Source organism: Leptospira inadai serovar Lyme str. 10, from assembly GCF_000243675.2.
Classification (GTDB): Bacteria; Spirochaetota; Leptospiria; order Leptospirales; family Leptospiraceae; genus Leptospira_B; species Leptospira_B inadai.
Map to the genome: position 1 here is coordinate 433,455 of NZ_AHMM02000025.1, position 16,322 is coordinate 449,776.

Here is a 16,322-nt window from a genome sequence, read left to right on the forward strand (position 1 = left end):
AATCGGCGGGAATTAAGGAACCGCAGTTTCGACAGGAAACCTGTTTTTTAACTTCTTCAGTTTCCTGCGACATTAAAATACCTTAAACCTTTTTAATCAGGCTATTGATAAGTTCCCTTAAAAACTGCTCGTCAGGTGTCCCGCTACGGATCGCCTTATTATTGATAAAGAGACTTGGAGTGCTGCGAATATCCATTTTCTCGGCATCGTCGACTTCCTTGGCGATTTGTTGTCGCACCGCGGGAGACGCGAGGCAGGATCGAAACGAATTCATATCAAGCCCGTTCGATTCCGCTAACTTTAAAACTGAGGCAGGAGTATGCATTACGCCAAGCTCGTTATCCGTGTACAAACCGTTGTAAATGGCCGTAAATTTATGTTGCTTATCGGCGCAAATCGCTGCAGAAGCTGCGACGCAAGAACTTGCTTGAGGCGACGACCTCTGTACGAGACGATTGCAATTTCCATCTAAAGGGAAGTTTTTATATACTACTTTTACGATACCGTCGTAGTCCCTCAAAATTCCTTTAAGAATATGAGATGTGTGCATGCAGTGCCCGCAATTAAAATCGGCGAACTTAACGATCGTTATCGGAGCATTTGTATCTCCTTGAAACGAGGATCCGGTAATATCGATCGGAATAACCGGAGCCGCCTCGTACTCGGCCAACGAGCGCGAGATCTGAGATGCACCGGAATGTTCTCCCGCGGTTAGAGAAGGTCCGGAAATTTTTCCGAAAACTTGTCCGACTAACAGGAATATCAAAAGAGCGATCGAAAAGTTCAATATATCCTGGGTTATTACCGGAAATACTTTCGTTATCGACTTCTCTTGGATTGCCTTAAATTTAACGTACGTGATAGCTAAAAGAGTTAGGGTAACGAGGTAGGTAGCAACGCAGAGTCCGCAAATCGCTTCGATAACCAGAGAAGATACGAGAAATAAACCTATGTCGACGATCAAGCCTAAGATTAAAAGGTAAAACGCCAAGCGGATATAACCGATTTCCTTTTCTTTGTATCGTTCCGCCCAAACGAAAAGAAATCCGACAAACCCATAAAAAGTAAAACCGAACAATGCAATCGGAACATCTCCGAAAAAAGGAATATTACGAATTGCTGAAAAACTGCTTTCGGAAACCTTATCGCAAGAACCGCTTTCGCTTAATGCGTCGCATAAAGCTTTTGCCGCCCCGTCACCTCCCCCGAAGTATTTTTGAATCAAGAGGAAAGAAATAATAAGTCCGATCGCTGCGATCCCAGCTAGAACGTAATTCAATTGAATTTTTTTCATCCGGTGTCTCCCGTTTAGAATTTACCTTTGTACCAAGGATAAATGAGGAAGGAAAGAAAAATATCGACAAGTCGAAGATCGCAAAATGAGTTCCGACATCTTTTATTCTTCTAATCTGGAGATGGCCTCGGCAAGGTCGATCCGTCCTTCATAGAGTGCTTTGCCGGTAATAACGCCGAATACCGGGACCGGTGTCCCCAATGAGGATAAGGCCATAATGTCTTTTAAGGAAGAAATACCGCCGGAAGCGATCACTTGAAAAGGATATTGACTCAGAATCTCTTTATATGCGTTCAAGTTCGGACCGGCTAACGTTCCGTCTTGCGCGATGTCCGTGAAAATAATGGATTCGACGCCGACTTTGTGAATTCTATCCAGAAGATCCATGTATTTTAGACCCGAATCTTCTTCCCAACCTGTAATTTTTACGATCCCGTCTCTGGCGTCTACAGCTACGACTACCCGATCTTTTCCGTACTTTTGTAAGGCAAAATCCAGTAGGGCCGGATCTTTAACCGCTGCGGTTCCAAGAATAAAGCGATCTATTCCGATTGAATCATAGTAGGCTAATTTTTCCTTATCGCGAATGCCGCCGCCGAGTTGAATTTTCAATTTCGTCGAATTTCTGATCTTCGAAATGGATTCCCCGTTAACTCCGATTTGGTTTCTGGCTCCGTTTAAATCGACCAGATGGAGTAAACCGGCTCCATTTTGTTCGAATCCGTCGGCAAGTTTCCAAGGCTCGGTGGAATAGACCGTTTTATCCTCATACTTGCCTTTAAAAAGTCGAACAGCACAATTATCCAGAAGGTCTATAGCAGGAATTAAGATCATAATGATTTTATAAAATTCTCCAGAATTTTTAACCCGGTAGAATGAGATTTTTCCGGATGAAATTGAGTTCCAAAAATATTTCCCTTTTCTATAACTGCGGGAAATTTCTCTCCGTAGTATTGGCAAAGTCCGGTGATCGCTTTGCCTTCCACATCGGTAGGCCGATAGGAATGGATAAAATAAACGAAAGATTCGTCCGGAATTTCCTTTAAAAGAAGCGTTTCTTTAGGTCTTCGTTTAATAAGTCGATTCCAGCCAATATGCGGAACCTTAAAATTTTTTCCGCGAAACTTACGTACTTTGCCCTTGATGTAGCCCAATCCTTCGACCGTTCCTTTGAGATTAGTGGAAGACGTTTCATCCGAATCTTCGAAAAGAATCTGAAATCCAATACAAATTCCTAATAAAGGTTTTCCTGATTGAACATGCTTGTCTACGACTTCCTTTAATCCGGATTGTCTTAGATTCGTCATCGCCTTATCGAAATGTCCATCGCCCGGAAGAATCAGCGCCGAAGAGGAGAGAATGGTTTCGGGGTCTTTCGTATAACAAAATTCGTTCGTGTACAGGGAGATCGCTTTAAGGCAGGAATGGATATTACCCATTCCATAATCTAAAACGGCGATCACTCCAGGACTCCCTTTGTTGACGGGATGGCTCCTCCAGCCGCTGGATCTAGTTCAATTGCCATTCTTAAAGCCTTACCTAGAGCTTTGAAGATTGATTCGTGTAAATGATGTCTATTATCACCGTAATGGACCACGACGTGTAAATTCATCTTAGCGTTTAAAGCAAACTTTTGTAGGAACTCCAGAGTAAGTTCCGCATCGTAGATACCGAATTTTCCGACTAGCGGTGGTCCGGAATATTTAAAGAAAAAGCGTCCGCCGAGATCGACAGCGACCGTCGTAAGAACCTCATCCATCGGTAAGGTAAAATGGCCGTATCTACGAATCCCGGCTTTGTCACCGAGTTGCTTATGAATCGTGGATCCTAATAAAATCGCGGTGTCCTCCACGCTATGGTGGCAATCGATTTCTATGTCTCCTCTTAACCAAAGATCCAGATCGATCAGACTATGCTTTGAGACGTGAGAAAGCATGTGATCGAAAAATGGAATTTCAGTATCAAAATTATATTTTCCGGTCCCTCTAACGTTTAGGGCTAGTTTTATATCTGTCTCGGAGGTTTTCCTCTCTTCTTTCATCTTATCCTAACCCTACTTTCCTCTCAATTATCGTGTCAATGAATTCCAAAAATAAGCTGACGGAAAGCCTGCATCGCGAAAATTATCCCCATCGCCTCAAAGGCCGAAGTGGCGGAATTGGTAGACGCACTGGTTTCAGGTACCAGCGGGTAACACCGTGGGGGTTCGAGTCCCTTCTTCGGCAAATTTCGGAAGTAAAATCAAATTCAGGACTCGAAGCGAGAACTTGAAAGCAACCACAGCGACCATAAGGAGCGTAGTGGTTGTGACCGAGCCACACGACGTGGCGAGGCAAGTTCGAGACGCCGTGGAGCTTAGTTTGCCACGATGGGAGACTGCGTAGAGGCGAGTCCCCTGCAGAGGACAGATGACCGAGGACGGAAGACAGATCATTGATGAGCAGAGTTTCCGCGTTCTTTAGTAAGCGCCTAATCAAGCCCACCTTTCGCGAATCTTAAAATCCTGCTAAACTATTTTTAATGAACAGAACAAATGTAGATTGGCAGCAAGAGTTTGAGGAATTTTCAAAAAGCGGATTTTCGCGACCGCAATACTGCAAAAAGAAAGGACTAAAATACTCGTCCTTTCGTTATCACTGGGAGAGGCGGGCTAAGATTCAGCAAAAAGAAGAGGGCTTTGTAGAAGTTCCTCAATCTGTTTCAAACGGCCTCCCTTTGGTAGGGTCTGAATTTTTGACCCTAAAAATAGATTCGTCCGGCAAGGCTTTGCTACAAGTAAACCTTCAGTTTAGTTTGGGACAATGGAGCTAAATCCCGGCAGAAGAAAAGTGTATTTACGACCTGGAGTCACCGACTTAAGGAAATCGATTAATACACTTGCTATCATTGTAGAAGGCAAAATGAAGAAGGACTTGTATTCGGAGAGTGTATTTCTATTCTGCAATCGCAAGAAAGATAAACTGAAAATGCTCTACTGGGACAAGAGCGGGTTTTGTCTTTGGCAGAAAAGATTAGAGGAGAGTAAATTTCCTTGGCCGAACTCGGAGGAAGAAGTTCGAAAGATCCCGCAAGAAAGATTTCATTGGCTTTTAAACGGGATCGATTTCTTTAAAGAGCATAAGAAACTAAAATATAAGAAAGTGAGCTGAAAAGATTGACGAATTTAATCGCAAAATCTACATTTAGATGCCGTGTCCTTAGATATAAACGAACTGCCGAATGATGTAGAAGAACTAAAGAAGATTATTATATTCCAAAATAATAAGTACTCTGAAGAATTGCGGCTCCAAAGACAGAAAGAAGCCGAGCATCTCGACCAAATTGAGCGCCTAAAGATCCAACTATTCGGAAGAAAGACGGAGAAATGGAGCCAAATCGAGATAGACCAAGGACTTCTTTTTAACGAAATAGAAAATTCCCTACAGAAGGATTCCACCGAACCTGAGGAAGAAGGCCTCTTCACCCCGGTTAAAAGTCACACTAGAAAGAAAACGGGTCGTAAGCCGTTCCCTGATTATTTCCCTCGAATCAAGATCTTACACGATATTCCCGAAATCGAAAAAACCTGTTCTTGTGGGCATGAGCTGACTCGAATCGGAGAGGAAAGCTCCGAGAAGCTGGATCTAATTCCGGCAAAAATCCAAGTCGAAGTTCATATTCGCCCTAAGTATGCGTGCAAGCATTGTGAAGGGACTTCCGATGAAAATCAACCTGTCATTAAAATAGCACCAGTTCCCAATCAAATCGCTGAAAAGAGTATGCTTTCATCGAACTTTTTAGCGTACACACTTACTCAGAAGTTTGCAGATGCTCTTCCTTTCTACAGACAAGCAGGAATTCTTCAAAGATCGGGAGTCGATATTTCAAGAACAACTTTATCGAATACTGCGATCCAAGTATATGAAAAGCTTTCTCCAATGATTGAGGATATAAGAAAGGAGCTTTTTGAATCGAAGTATTTACAGATAGATGAGACGGTTCTCCAAGTGTTAAACGAACCGAAAAAGTCGAATACGGCCAAATCCTATATGTGGGTGATTCGGGGATTTATCCGAGAAAAACCGGTAGTATTATATCATTATGAACCGAGTCGGAGTGCTAAATTTTTAGAGGGATGGATTTCCAACTTCGAAGGGATTATCCAAACAGACGGTTTTGAATCTTACGATTCTTTATTGAAAGTAAAATCAAAGATTCTTCATGCAGGATGCTGGAATCATGCTCGAAGGAAATTCTTTGAAATTTTAAAAATAGATCCTAAGAACGCTCAAGCAGAATGGATCGTAAAGGAAATCGGTAAGCTCTACACAATCGAGTCGAAGGCCAGAGAAGAAAATCTAAATTCGGAATTGCATTTAAGACTTCGACAATCTGAATCCAAGCCGGTCGTTGACGAGATCCGTTCCTGGATGAATAAACGAATCATCGAAGTCGCTCCAAAATCTTCGATGGGTAAAGCCCTTGGTTATCTCGCCGGCCAATGGGAAAAACTGCTTATCTTTTTGGATCGTCCGGAATTGCAATTAGATACAAATCTGGTCGAGAATGATATTCGTCCTTTTGTGATCGGAAGAAAAAATTGGCTCTTCTCTGGCTGCCCGGAAGGAGCGACTGCAAGTGCAGGATTTTATTCTTTAGTTCAAATTGCAAAGCTCGCGGGAGTCGATCCTTATGCGTATTTGCGGGATCTATTTAAGTCATGGGAAAGCGAGCCGAGGAGTCTTTCTTGTCAGGATCTGCCGCAACTCGCTATACCTGTGCTTGATTAGGCGGTTACTTTAATACCCCGCCTTCTGCTTGAAGAAAAAGAGATTCCCCAAATAGCCACCGCCATCCTAAACTAAAAATCCCATAACTAACATTTGTCCTGCGGTAGATTATATCAATAGCGGAAAAAGCGGAAGCAGGGGTTGGAAAGGCTGCATTAACATTAATATCTTGTCCGAGATGTACTTCCTGCTTTAAATGTGGCTGCTTTCCAGCAGCCACATTTAGAAAAAATGACCCATTCATCGGAAAAAAGCGTAAGAACACTAGTCCGCCAGTTTTTCTGGATTGATTATTGTAGGTACATGATGCAAACTGAAAACTACAGCCTGACCCTTCGTTATCCGTAACTTCTCGATCTTTTACGGTTTCATTTAAACTTACTCCTATTGAAAGTTTTTCGACTAAAAATCGTTCGTAGGATATACTCCCAGCACCTATTGGGTCGATTAAAGATATACCGGCATAGATAGCATTTTTTTTCTTAGTACTTTCTTGTGCTTCAACCGAAGCAAGATTCAACAACAAGAAAGATAGTCCCAAGCATTTTATTAGTATAATTTTCTTCATGAATCTCCTTATTTTTCGCTAACTAATTTTCTATTTCAATAAATTATTCGCCGCTGCCGGGAGTAGCTGTGCATGCTTTATACAATAAGAATGTATTCTCAATGATTTGGACCTTGGCCTCTTGACGCTTGATATCTCCCGTCGCACCATCAGGATAACCCTGTCCTTCAAATTCCTGTGAGCCCCAATAGAAATCCTCCGTCAACGATTTTGTCGTACCGCATTCCGAATGAGCTTCATCCAATCCCACTTGCACTCCATCTTTAAATCGGAAATGGATATATATTTTTGTAATTCGATCCCAATCTCCTTTTTGTTTAAACTTGTCGAGATCATCAAAATACTTAAAAAATCCAAATTGCATTAAAAGACTGCAAGTCTGCGGCCCAAGTTGATCTCGGCAATCCCCAAAGTCTCCATGACCATATGCATAGATTGATGAATCTACCACAGCATTTGCAGTGTTTCTATAATAACCTCGAATTTGTCTATCGCTCTTAAAAAACCTACTAGTGTTATACCATCGACCCATTTTTCTAGCGCTAAATATAGTGTTGGCCGGGTCCCAAAAGAGTTTTCCCTTAGGAATAAAAGTGGCCTTGCTTAAATTAAACTTTCCGATCTGGCTGGCAAATTTATTCCACCCAGCTCCATGATTAAAGCTCTTCCACATCATATGACCGATAATTTGATCTAACATGTGAATCGCCTGACTCCAATCCACATGCCCCGTTGGATCATTTGATCCGACTGGATTCCCGCTAACATACATGAATCGATTCGTACCATTAATACCCGGATTGATTCGATCATCCGGTTGAATAAATGTTCCTAAGACCGAGTCATAATAACGAGATTTATAAAAATATAATCCTGTATCGGTATCGTTTATTTGACCCGTATACTGGTATCTGAATATATTCGGACCAAAAGAATCATTTCTATCGATTTGACCATACGGCATGTAAGATACGTGGCTCACTCCCGATTGACCCGGCCCAGGAGCTGGATTTCCATTCCCATCAGTGACAAGAGTCGTCGAACCCAAATGGTCCGGATGATAGAAATACATACCGGCGACGGGAGTTCCACCTGAGATCGCTCCGACACCGCTGGCAACAGGGCTATTAAAAGTAGGGGTATTTGGGTTCGTTGAACTTCCTAACGCCAGTATCCAAGGAGCCTGACCGCTCCCTCCACCACCCAAAAATCCGTTACAGCCTTGAACGGAAAACGCAACCACTAACGATAATAATAAAGCGGGAGATCCTAACCCTACAATTTTTGCTCTTCCTAAGAACTCGTTTCCTTTCTTCAAATACGGATAGAGGAGATACAGAAGGAAAAGAAGGAAAACATAATAATAGGAAGCAAAAAGATCGGTAGGAATTCCTTTCATAAAGAAAGAAGAATGAGTAAAGAATTTCGAAGATGGACCTGTTACTCGATTCTTCCAATACTCACCGCAATCACCCGCTACATCTTTGCAGAATGGTTGCATAAATGCAGAAGCTAAAATCGGCTTCCTTTGATTCTCTACATTGTTTGAAGTAATAAGAACCGCATTATTTCGAGTCAGTTGAGAAACAAGGTCTCCTTCCAAGCCTTTGATATATAAGGTATGTTGTTCGGAGGTGCTAGGCGCCCTTACGATCTCATAGAGATCTTCCAGGAAATACGTGACTGTCGCCGTATTTTGATTATTCGCTTTAATCCTGTTACCTGCATAATCATAGGTATATAAAATACTTCCCCCGCCATTCGGATCATACTCTACCATTCTACCTTTAGAATCATAGATCAGAGTATCTCCATTTCTAGAGGTCATATTCCCAGAAGCATCGTAGGTATAGTTTACTGTTCCGGTGTTCTGACTGTAAGCGGAAGTCACAGCATTCGCGTGAGTAGAATCACCGTAAGTAAGAGTATATCCGTCTTTTTGGGTAATGTTTCCGTTTGAAGTATAGGCATACGTCTGGGAACCGTAAATTCCTGTTGCTGAAATGATTCGATTCCAAGAATCATATGTGAACGTTTGAGTACGAGCCGGAGTAACCTTATCCTGAAGGGTTGTAATGTTACCGGAGCCATCGTAGGAGTAAGCAATATCGCCATTAATTGTACTATTTGGAAGAGTCGTCTTTAACTCCAGGACCCTTAGTTTAATCTTATCGAATCCGATATTTTGAACGACCCCATTTCCAGTAGATCTTGTCACAGTAGGATATCCTGTCGCTGAATCAATCGTCGGCCCGTTATAGGAAATTACAGTATATCCTGTACTTGTTCCATCCGCCGAATCGAAGGTAATCATATTTAAGTAATTATTAACGGAATAGCTACTATGAGTCTTACTTCCATCAGGATATGTTAAAGTAAGAACCCTTCCCAAGGAATCATACGATTTCAAAACTACGAAAGTCAAATCATCGATCGATTTTGTTTTCCGAGTGACGTTTCCTTTCACATCGTAAGCGAACGTAGACGAACCCGAGCTATCCGTAACCTTCGTCAATCGTCCGATCGCATTCGAAACACTCGTATCATCATAGGTAAAGGTCGAGGCGATCTCTCCTCCATTCGTAGTTTGCGAAATCAATCGTCCAAGCTGGTCATACAGATTTGTAACGCTACTTCCTCGTGCATCCGTTTGGGAAAGAACTCTTCCCATTAGATCGTAGGTATAACTCACCGTTCCCGAATTTGAATCGGAGTAACTCGTTTTTCTTCCCGCTATATCATAAGAAATTGAAGTAACTAAGCCGCTTGGGTCAGTGATCGTTTTCTGTCCCCCGTGTGGATCATACGTATAGGAAACCGTCTTTCCATTGTCTACCGTAGAGATGATTTGATCCAATTCGTTCTTTGTCTCGCTCTTCGTTTTACTCGATCCATCGGGATATGCGATGTTTGTATTTGTAGTAAGTCCAGAGTAGGATATCGTGGATACGATCGTTCCGGAAAGATCCGGCTCATCGATTTCGGTTAACAAATTATCAGGATCAGCGTATTTATACGTGGTATAAGCAGGGGAATCATTACTCAAATACGCGTTCGACTTTTGAATTAAATTCCCCGTCGTATAATCATAAGCTTTCGTAGTAACGATGAATACGCTACTGATGGAAGTATTCACCTCGCTTCTAATTTCATTTCCCATCGGATCTGAATAAGAATTCGTGAGAGTCACGTTTCCGGAAATATTATCTCGAACCTGCTTCGAAACGGATTCATTTTGAGATAAATTCGTTAAATTAAATCGTCCCGTATTATTGTATGTATAATATTCGTTCCAACTGGATTCTCCCGGATACATTACACTTAAAAGTCTTCCGTAACCGTCATACAGTTTGGAAGTAGTTCCACCGTTCGGATCTGTCTCCGTTAGATTTAAACCCAGAGAATAATCGTATGTATAGGATGTAGCCTGGCCAAGCGCATTCGTTTTGGTCACCGGCAATGAATTTGTCGTTGTATCGTATGCAATTTGGGTAGTCGCTCCAAGAGCATCAGTAACTGAGGCCGGATTTCCAAAAGCATCCGGTCCCCCAAAGCTCGTCGTTTGGGCAACGTTGGTGCCCGGATATTTCGTAATGGAAGAAACGAAATCGCCGTTGTAAGTAATCAAGTTATCCTCAACTAGGCTTCCATCGACCGTCTTGATAGACTCCTGGATTCGCCCCATTCTCCAAGTGTTTAGATTGTCTGCATAAATAAGCTGAGTATAGATCGTATGCGATCCCAAATAATCCGTCGTCGTTAACGGTTTACCGTAAATATCGTACGTAATCGTTTTATTATCCGAAATAAGTAGTGCTCCGTTGCGGTACGAGTTTTTTACGATGGATTGCGGAACAGCTATTTCCGTTCCAAAAGGATTTGGATAGTAAAAGTTGGATATCGTAGTTTGGGAAAGTAAATTTCCGGAAGCATTATAACTACTTTGAATATTTGGCTGTCCGGCTAACCGATAACTGCTCTGAAAATAATTGGTCACGGTAGAGAAACTGGTAGTGAGATCCGTTTCCGTTATTGTAGCAAACCCTAATCCACGACCGATTCCAGGCAGGCCCATATAAAATTTACTATTCGTATATGTATAAAGGGAAGTTTTCGCAGCACCGTTTGTTAAATCGGTTGTTAAGGAAGTTACGACAAAATCGGGAGACGCATTCGGGAAGAAAGGGTAATTTCCGGTCCCGGCTAAATAACCGTTTGTTTGATTAGCGACGGTCCCGTAGGAAACAGAAACCTGAGCGCCGGTTCCATTTTGAACGGTCAAGATCGCATCTTCTGGAACGGTTCTCTTAACGCTTCGTACCCATTGAATTCCGCCGTAAGAAAGATCGCTTGCAAGAAACCCGATGACTACATCCGGATTTAAATCTCGGTCCACGTCCGTAACGGTTATTTGATAAATGTCCGAAGCGACGTTTCCATATTGATCGGGCGCACTTTGGAATGTCGGAAGATTTCCGAAGGAATATTTGCTGGAGAGCGAATCGAATCCGTAGCCGTTCGATAGATACGTTTCTATGTTTTTGGAATCTTTATTATAGAGAACTAGGTCGGTAAAACCATCCGCATTTACGTCCGCAAAATTAAACTGGACCAGACTCGTTCGAGTTCCGGAATTTAAATTGACGGATCTGCCTGAAGTAAATCCGAACCCGGTATTAAGATACGTAAAAGCGGTAATTACATCGATTGTGACCAGATCCGGCTTCCCGTCCGCATTGATATCGATTAAAAAACTTCTAAGAGGATCGTACGAAGCGATGGGGTAAGAGTATCCCGTTGAAGAGCTGTTTTTAAGATTAAAATAAGTCACATTGATAGTTGAAATTTGTGAAGATGCGGCTTGAACACTTGCAAGTTGCGCGTTTACTTTATTTATGTTTACTAAAACCGGGCCCAGAATCGTCGCGAATGCAGTCTGAAGATCCGTGGTTAAGGTAGAACTTTGGGTAGCTGTCGCAGCAGTTCCGCCGGTAATTTGAGTTACGAGCGTTTGGACCAATGTCGCATCGGAAGGAAAACTGTTATTTGTATAATAATTCTGAAGAGTAAGAAGACTCGCCGATGTCGGAAGATTCGAAGCGGAGCTAGCTTTTAGAAGCGTTTGTAAAACAGCGAGCTGATTATTATAATCCGTTTGGATTTGATTTTGTTGGGCGTTTAACTGCGCTAATTGCTGCTGCAAAAGAATGACATTCGGATTGGTTGATGTGGTTGAAAGCGAAACGTATTCCGCGACCCCGTCATTATTCATGTCCGTAAATTGATTCAAATACGGAGATACATTCGCGGCGATTACGATCGGATTTGCGAAACTTCCCTTTTGATTAATATAAATTCTAAAATTAAAACCGTCGTAATGTATAAAGTCGGCAAGACCGTCCGAATTCATATCCGCGAAATAATCGGAAGCTCCAAAATCGGATAGCCATTGTTTATTTCCGGGAATAGAGGAGTCGAAAATATATTCATACGGATCGAAGACCGTCATATTTCGATCGGCAGCTTTTAAAGAAACATTCGAAAACTGGACGGGCGAGGAAAAAGAAGCTCCCCTGGAATAAATCGCCCATAATGTTCCACCACTTTCATATACGAAATCGGATTTGCCGTCTCCGTTTATATCCGAAAGAGAATAATACGTATTATAAAAAATGGGTAATGTAGTACTAGCGGGAAATGTAGTTCCTCCACTCGCATTGATTGTTCTTGCATGCAAGGTAACGGCCCCGTCTGTCCCGGTTAAGGCGATAAAATCTAATACACCATCGCCATCTAAATCGGCCGGTAACCAACTCGTTAACGCGGTTGGGATTCCGTATGCGCAACCGTTTATACCGTCCCAACCTCCAAATGCCTGGCAGGTAAACGCCAAATCGTTAAAAATCGAGGGATTATATCCGTAGCAGACGGGAAGAGCCGCACAAATACAAGCCCCTGTCCCAATATTGCACGAAAATCGATCTGGAACAGGCTGATTTACTAAATATTGCATTAGAGAATTGTATTGAGTTGCAGTACTTCGAGAGTTCGGCGGAAAATTATTTTGCGCTTCCGAACCGGTCACTGTCGCGAGCGGGCTTGCCGTAAAGACACTATTTGATGGGGCCAGTTTAGCATTAGTTAAATCCGTTACTTGCTGCATCCCGCTTACAGAAAACCCACCGCTCTGTTGAATGGAAGTGTAAGTGAATTCAAGATCATCGAAGGATTCGGAACCGAATTGATTATTCCCGTCTCTTCGGATGATTGTTAATAAAGACCGGTTCGAGACTGGCCCTTGGGAATAACCAAATTCATATTCTCTTAATAGACTTCCGTTCACATTAATGATAAGATTATTCAGTCGATTTAATACTTTGACCGGCGCGCTTTGCGAATAATCGGTCGCGTTTGTGGATGAGAAATTAGCGCCGTCGGGCCTAGTTTCGTAATTGAATTGTATCGACCTATTCAGATACGAAATTGTATTCGGATAATAGGCTCCAGTTCCGTCAGGTGGAAGGTACGAAATCGTATATCCGTTTCCGAACGAATCGGCCACTTTATTTAATGCCCAAACTCGAATCGAATTTGTTTGACCGATGGCTATGATTTGAGAGTCCGCAGACCCTCCAAACGTGTACGTAATTCCATTTTTATCCGCGACGATCCAAGTACATGGGCCGTCTCCGCAGGTCCCTTGCGGTATATATTGGAACAAATTTTCGACTCTGGAATGAAAAACGGTTCTATTTCCGGAAACGTCCACAAGTTGACCGCCAAGACTGGATCGGAAGGAATCCGAGCCTCCATAATTGACCCCAAAGCCAGGGTCTCTTTCGATACTGTGAATTCCGTTCAGCTGCCAGCCCCAACCCAAAAAACCTTCGCCCCCGGTAGAGCTATAACTCAAGGACAACTGGGGAATTATTCCTTTTGTCCCTGGAGGAAGCTCTATCGGGACTGTAGTAACGGCTTTTCCATCCGATCCGACGACTACTTGAGGAAGCGGTTGCGGCGGAAGAGACCCCAGCATCCTAAGAACGCTCGTAACGATGCTAAAATTGGAGAGAAAGAGGAGAATAAATAAGGGTAATCCGATCCGAATTGCTAACTTTTTAAAGGATTTTAAACTTAAACTAATTATAAGACTCTTCTTAAAAACGGACATAACGGACCCTAAATTTCATTTATTAATAAATGTTATTTCGCTAAGAATCGTGTTTTCGCTTTATCAACGAGTCAATGGCAATTTTGTAGCTATTTTTCCCAATCTACTCGATAAAAATGACGTAAAATCAAACTATGGCATAAAAGATTTAGAAATATACTAGAAACAATACTCCGACCATCTTGTAGCAGAAGTTACATCAGGCTCTTTAAAGAGATAGGAGTTTTGTTTCACAGCCTTAAATGAAAAATAGACTCAAACCTTTTCGAATCCTAAACCTTTTCTTTTTCTTACTCCTCTTCTTATCAGGTCACCTCTTCGGAGCCGAGATTGTTTTCTCAAACGGAGAAGCATACATCGCCGAAACCGTGTCGGACACGGAAAAACAACTCAAGGTGAAATGGAAAGATAAGATATACACTCTCTATAAAAGCGATCTCGCTCATGTGGATTATTCCAAGAAGGGAGAGGACACTTCTTACTATTACTCTACATTAGAATTGCAGGATGGTTCTCGAATCAAGGGAGTATTCGCGGAAGAAAGCTCCGACGAGGTGACTCTTAAGACAGAGTTAGGGTTCTTAACGATTCCAAAAGCTAACTTAAAGAATCCTTCCGCATTAAGAAAAGGAAGCCCTTCTCTTTCCGACGCTTTACTCGATCCGGAGGCCCAACACCCCGAGACAAAGCTCGGAATTTATGGTGACTTATTAGTAAATTTCGGCCCAAACAGAAATCTATTTCCGGTTAGTTATGGCGGCGGAATCTTCATCGAGCCTGCCTTTCTAAACTGGAATCAAAAATGGCAAATCGGATTTCGTTCCGATTACCTGTCCGCTCCCGGCCCAAACGGAAACTTTTCTTTTTTAACGAACCAAGCCTATGCTCAATACAATAAGGTTTATAAGAATGATCCGTTTCTAGATTTCTTTATTAATGTGGGTGCTGGTGTATCGGATGTTCGCTATGTTACTGGATATACTACTTCGGCAGGAATCGATCCGGCTCTTTCGTTTCAACTTGGATGGCAAGGGATCAAATTTGGTAAGTTTCAGGTTCGATTGTCCTGGAAGAACCAGTGTATCTTTGAAAGGACTTCGGATATCTGTATGTCAGGACTAGAAGCAGGGATATTACTAAGATTATGAAATTAAGATGCGTTTTACTTCCTCTTTCTATTCTTTTCTATCTCGCATCTTGTCAAGGAAGTCCAATTACGAACGGACAAGAAACAAGTGGTTTAAAGATTCAAGCGTTTGGACCGACTACAATTACATCCACAACCGCTACAATCACCTGGTCTTGCTCTACTGAAGTCCAGGGAATCATAGGCTATGGAACATCTGGTCCCTCGAGCTTCATTTTTGGACTCGTTCCTTCCAAGCTTCAATCGATTACTCTAACGAATCTTCAATCAAATACTCAGTATTCCTACGCGGTATTCTGCGGTGAATTATCGCCTGGGGCTATGGGGACTTCAATCTTCACTACACTTCCTTCTAATCAGAATATCTTAAACCGTAGCATTTGGATTGTCGGTGGAATCGGTAACGGGAATACTCCTGTCGCGCAAGTTGATATGTATGATCCAGTCGCCGGTCAATGGTACAATTCGATCACGACTCTTCCAACTCCAAGAGCATTCGCAGGAGTCGTTTCTTATAATGGTAAAATCTATGTGATGGGAGGAGTTGCTAAAATTGCAGGAGTCTTTACTGCCGTAAACACAGTAGAAGCTTATGACCCGATCGCAGGAACCTGGGCCACACTTGCTCCAATTCCGTCTTCGCTGCAAGGAATGGTCGCGGGAACTGTAGGAACGAACATCTATTTAATCGCAGGCACAACGACAACCGACATGACTACGGGAACGATTTTAAATACGGTTTATAAGTTCTATCCTGACGTAGGCACAACCGGGGTTTGGCAATCTTACACGTCGAACACGAATATTTTTGCCCGTGTGGATATGGCCGGTTGTGCTGTGAGCGGAACCTTATTTTTTACAGGAGGTAGGCTTTACACGGACGGTTCTGTATTAAGTTCTACCGATGGTTACGCGCCTTCTTCCAACTCGACTACAGCATTCAATGAGCCCGCTTTATCGGGAACAGGAAGCTATGGAGCCGCAAGCGCATGTTACCGCCCTTTGCCAACTGATGCACATCCCACCGATCCTCCCGCCCTGTTGGTCGCTGGCGGTACAAACGCGCAGGTCACGCCTCAACCAGTAACCGCCTTAAATTCTCTCCAGAGATATGATTATTATCCGGTGGGAAGTAGTACCTTTCAAACCGGCCCCGTTTTACCCACAACGACAGCGTTTGCTGCGATGGAAATCTCTTATGAATTACGGAGAGCCTACGTTTTCGGCGGAGAGAGTTCGCTTAATATTCCAACAAACCTCGTCTATTGGATCGATTTGACGAATCCGATCGGAGGTCCTTGGACTTCCATTTCGGCTACCATGCCTGTAGCTCGGTTTGGTCATAAAGCGGTTATCATTAGCAGGTGATTTAT

At 42.7% G+C, this 16,322-nt stretch carries 11 protein-coding genes and 1 tRNA gene; 6 read left to right on the plus strand and 6 right to left on the minus strand.

Annotated features, from left to right (window positions below; all coding sequences use genetic code 11):
- Nucleotides 1-82: 82 nt before the first annotated feature.
- From LEP1GSC047_RS17745 to hisB, 4 genes are all read right to left on the minus strand, one after another.
- The gene (locus LEP1GSC047_RS17745) at nucleotides 83-1,294 is read right to left on the minus strand and encodes a vitamin K epoxide reductase/DsbA family protein (protein WP_010416714.1); all 1,212 of its coding nucleotides are present in this window, start codon (nucleotides 1,292-1,294) and stop codon (nucleotides 83-85) included.
- A 102-nt stretch (nucleotides 1,295-1,396) separates the two neighbouring features.
- Nucleotides 1,397-2,128 carry a 1-(5-phosphoribosyl)-5-[(5-phosphoribosylamino)methylideneamino]imidazole-4-carboxamide isomerase gene (gene hisA / locus LEP1GSC047_RS17750; RefSeq protein WP_010416712.1) on the minus strand — a complete coding sequence of 244 codons (732 nt, stop codon included), beginning with the start codon at nucleotides 2,126-2,128 and terminating at the stop codon, nucleotides 1,397-1,399.
- Nucleotides 2,125-2,757 (minus strand): imidazole glycerol phosphate synthase subunit HisH, encoded by a 633-nt coding sequence (gene hisH, locus LEP1GSC047_RS17755; RefSeq protein WP_010416709.1) that lies wholly within the window; start codon nucleotides 2,755-2,757, stop codon nucleotides 2,125-2,127. Before hisH ends, hisA begins: the two co-directional genes overlap by 4 nt.
- Nucleotides 2,754-3,335 (minus strand): imidazoleglycerol-phosphate dehydratase HisB, encoded by a 582-nt coding sequence (hisB, locus tag LEP1GSC047_RS17760; RefSeq protein WP_010416706.1) that lies wholly within the window; start codon nucleotides 3,333-3,335, stop codon nucleotides 2,754-2,756. The genes hisH and hisB overlap by 4 nt, the downstream gene beginning before the upstream one ends.
- Before the next feature lie 102 nt (nucleotides 3,336-3,437).
- Here hisB and LEP1GSC047_RS17765 point away from each other — a divergent pair.
- From LEP1GSC047_RS17765 to tnpC, 4 genes are all read left to right on the plus strand, one after another.
- Nucleotides 3,438-3,519, plus strand: a tRNA-Leu gene (locus tag LEP1GSC047_RS17765).
- 295 nt (nucleotides 3,520-3,814) lie between these two features.
- Nucleotides 3,815-4,105 (plus strand): IS66 family insertion sequence element accessory protein TnpA, encoded by a 291-nt coding sequence (tnpA, locus tag LEP1GSC047_RS22270; protein WP_010413681.1) that lies wholly within the window; start codon nucleotides 3,815-3,817, stop codon nucleotides 4,103-4,105.
- Nucleotides 4,096-4,443 carry an IS66 family insertion sequence element accessory protein TnpB gene (gene tnpB, locus LEP1GSC047_RS17775; protein WP_010416703.1) on the plus strand — a complete coding sequence of 116 codons (348 nt, stop codon included), beginning with the start codon at nucleotides 4,096-4,098 and terminating at the stop codon, nucleotides 4,441-4,443. Before tnpA ends, tnpB begins: the two co-directional genes overlap by 10 nt.
- 42 nt (nucleotides 4,444-4,485) lie before the next feature.
- Complete coding sequence (gene tnpC / locus LEP1GSC047_RS17780) at nucleotides 4,486-6,063, plus strand: IS66 family transposase (RefSeq protein ID WP_010416700.1); 1,578 nt, start codon at nucleotides 4,486-4,488, stop codon at nucleotides 6,061-6,063.
- 4 nt (nucleotides 6,064-6,067) lie between these two features.
- Here tnpC and LEP1GSC047_RS17785 read toward each other — a convergent pair whose 3' ends face one another.
- Nucleotides 6,068-6,631: a hypothetical protein gene (locus LEP1GSC047_RS17785; RefSeq protein ID WP_010416699.1), complete on the minus strand. Its 564-nt coding sequence runs from the start codon at nucleotides 6,629-6,631 to the stop codon at nucleotides 6,068-6,070.
- Between the two features lie 43 nt (nucleotides 6,632-6,674).
- Nucleotides 6,675-13,802: a SpvB/TcaC N-terminal domain-containing protein gene (locus LEP1GSC047_RS17790; RefSeq protein WP_020989131.1), complete on the minus strand. Its 7,128-nt coding sequence runs from the start codon at nucleotides 13,800-13,802 to the stop codon at nucleotides 6,675-6,677.
- A gap of 242 nt (nucleotides 13,803-14,044) precedes the next feature.
- On the opposite strand from LEP1GSC047_RS17790, the gene LEP1GSC047_RS17795 reads away from it, so the two are divergent.
- A complete protein-coding gene (locus LEP1GSC047_RS17795) occupies nucleotides 14,045-14,950 on the plus strand; it encodes an LA_3334 family protein (protein ID WP_010416639.1) in 906 nt (301 codons plus the stop codon).
- Entirely contained in the window at nucleotides 14,947-16,317 is a 1,371-nt protein-coding gene (locus LEP1GSC047_RS17800) for a Kelch repeat-containing protein (RefSeq protein ID WP_010416636.1), read from the plus strand. The genes LEP1GSC047_RS17795 and LEP1GSC047_RS17800 overlap by 4 nt, the downstream gene beginning before the upstream one ends.
- The last annotated feature ends 5 nt before the right edge of the window (nucleotides 16,318-16,322 follow it).

Bases quoted from the DNA above. Each gene is read 5' to 3' on its own strand.
- LEP1GSC047_RS17795 (WP_010416639.1), top strand. From the start codon at position 14,045: ATGAAAAATAGACTCAAACCTTTTCGAATCCTAAACCTTTTCTTTTTC.
- LEP1GSC047_RS17785 (WP_010416699.1), bottom strand. From the start codon at position 6,631: ATGAAGAAAATTATACTAATAAAATGCTTGGGACTATCTTTCTTGTTG.
- LEP1GSC047_RS17790 (WP_020989131.1), bottom strand. From the start codon at position 13,802: ATGTCCGTTTTTAAGAAGAGTCTTATAATTAGTTTAAGTTTAAAATCC.
- hisA (WP_010416712.1), bottom strand. From the start codon at position 2,128: ATGATCTTAATTCCTGCTATAGACCTTCTGGATAATTGTGCTGTTCGA.
- tnpB (WP_010416703.1), top strand. From the start codon at position 4,096: ATGGAGCTAAATCCCGGCAGAAGAAAAGTGTATTTACGACCTGGAGTC.
- LEP1GSC047_RS17800 (WP_010416636.1), top strand. From the start codon at position 14,947: ATGAAATTAAGATGCGTTTTACTTCCTCTTTCTATTCTTTTCTATCTC.
- tnpA (WP_010413681.1), top strand. From the start codon at position 3,815: ATGAACAGAACAAATGTAGATTGGCAGCAAGAGTTTGAGGAATTTTCA.
- hisB (WP_010416706.1), bottom strand. From the start codon at position 3,335: ATGAAAGAAGAGAGGAAAACCTCCGAGACAGATATAAAACTAGCCCTA.
- LEP1GSC047_RS17745 (WP_010416714.1), bottom strand. From the start codon at position 1,294: ATGAAAAAAATTCAATTGAATTACGTTCTAGCTGGGATCGCAGCGATC.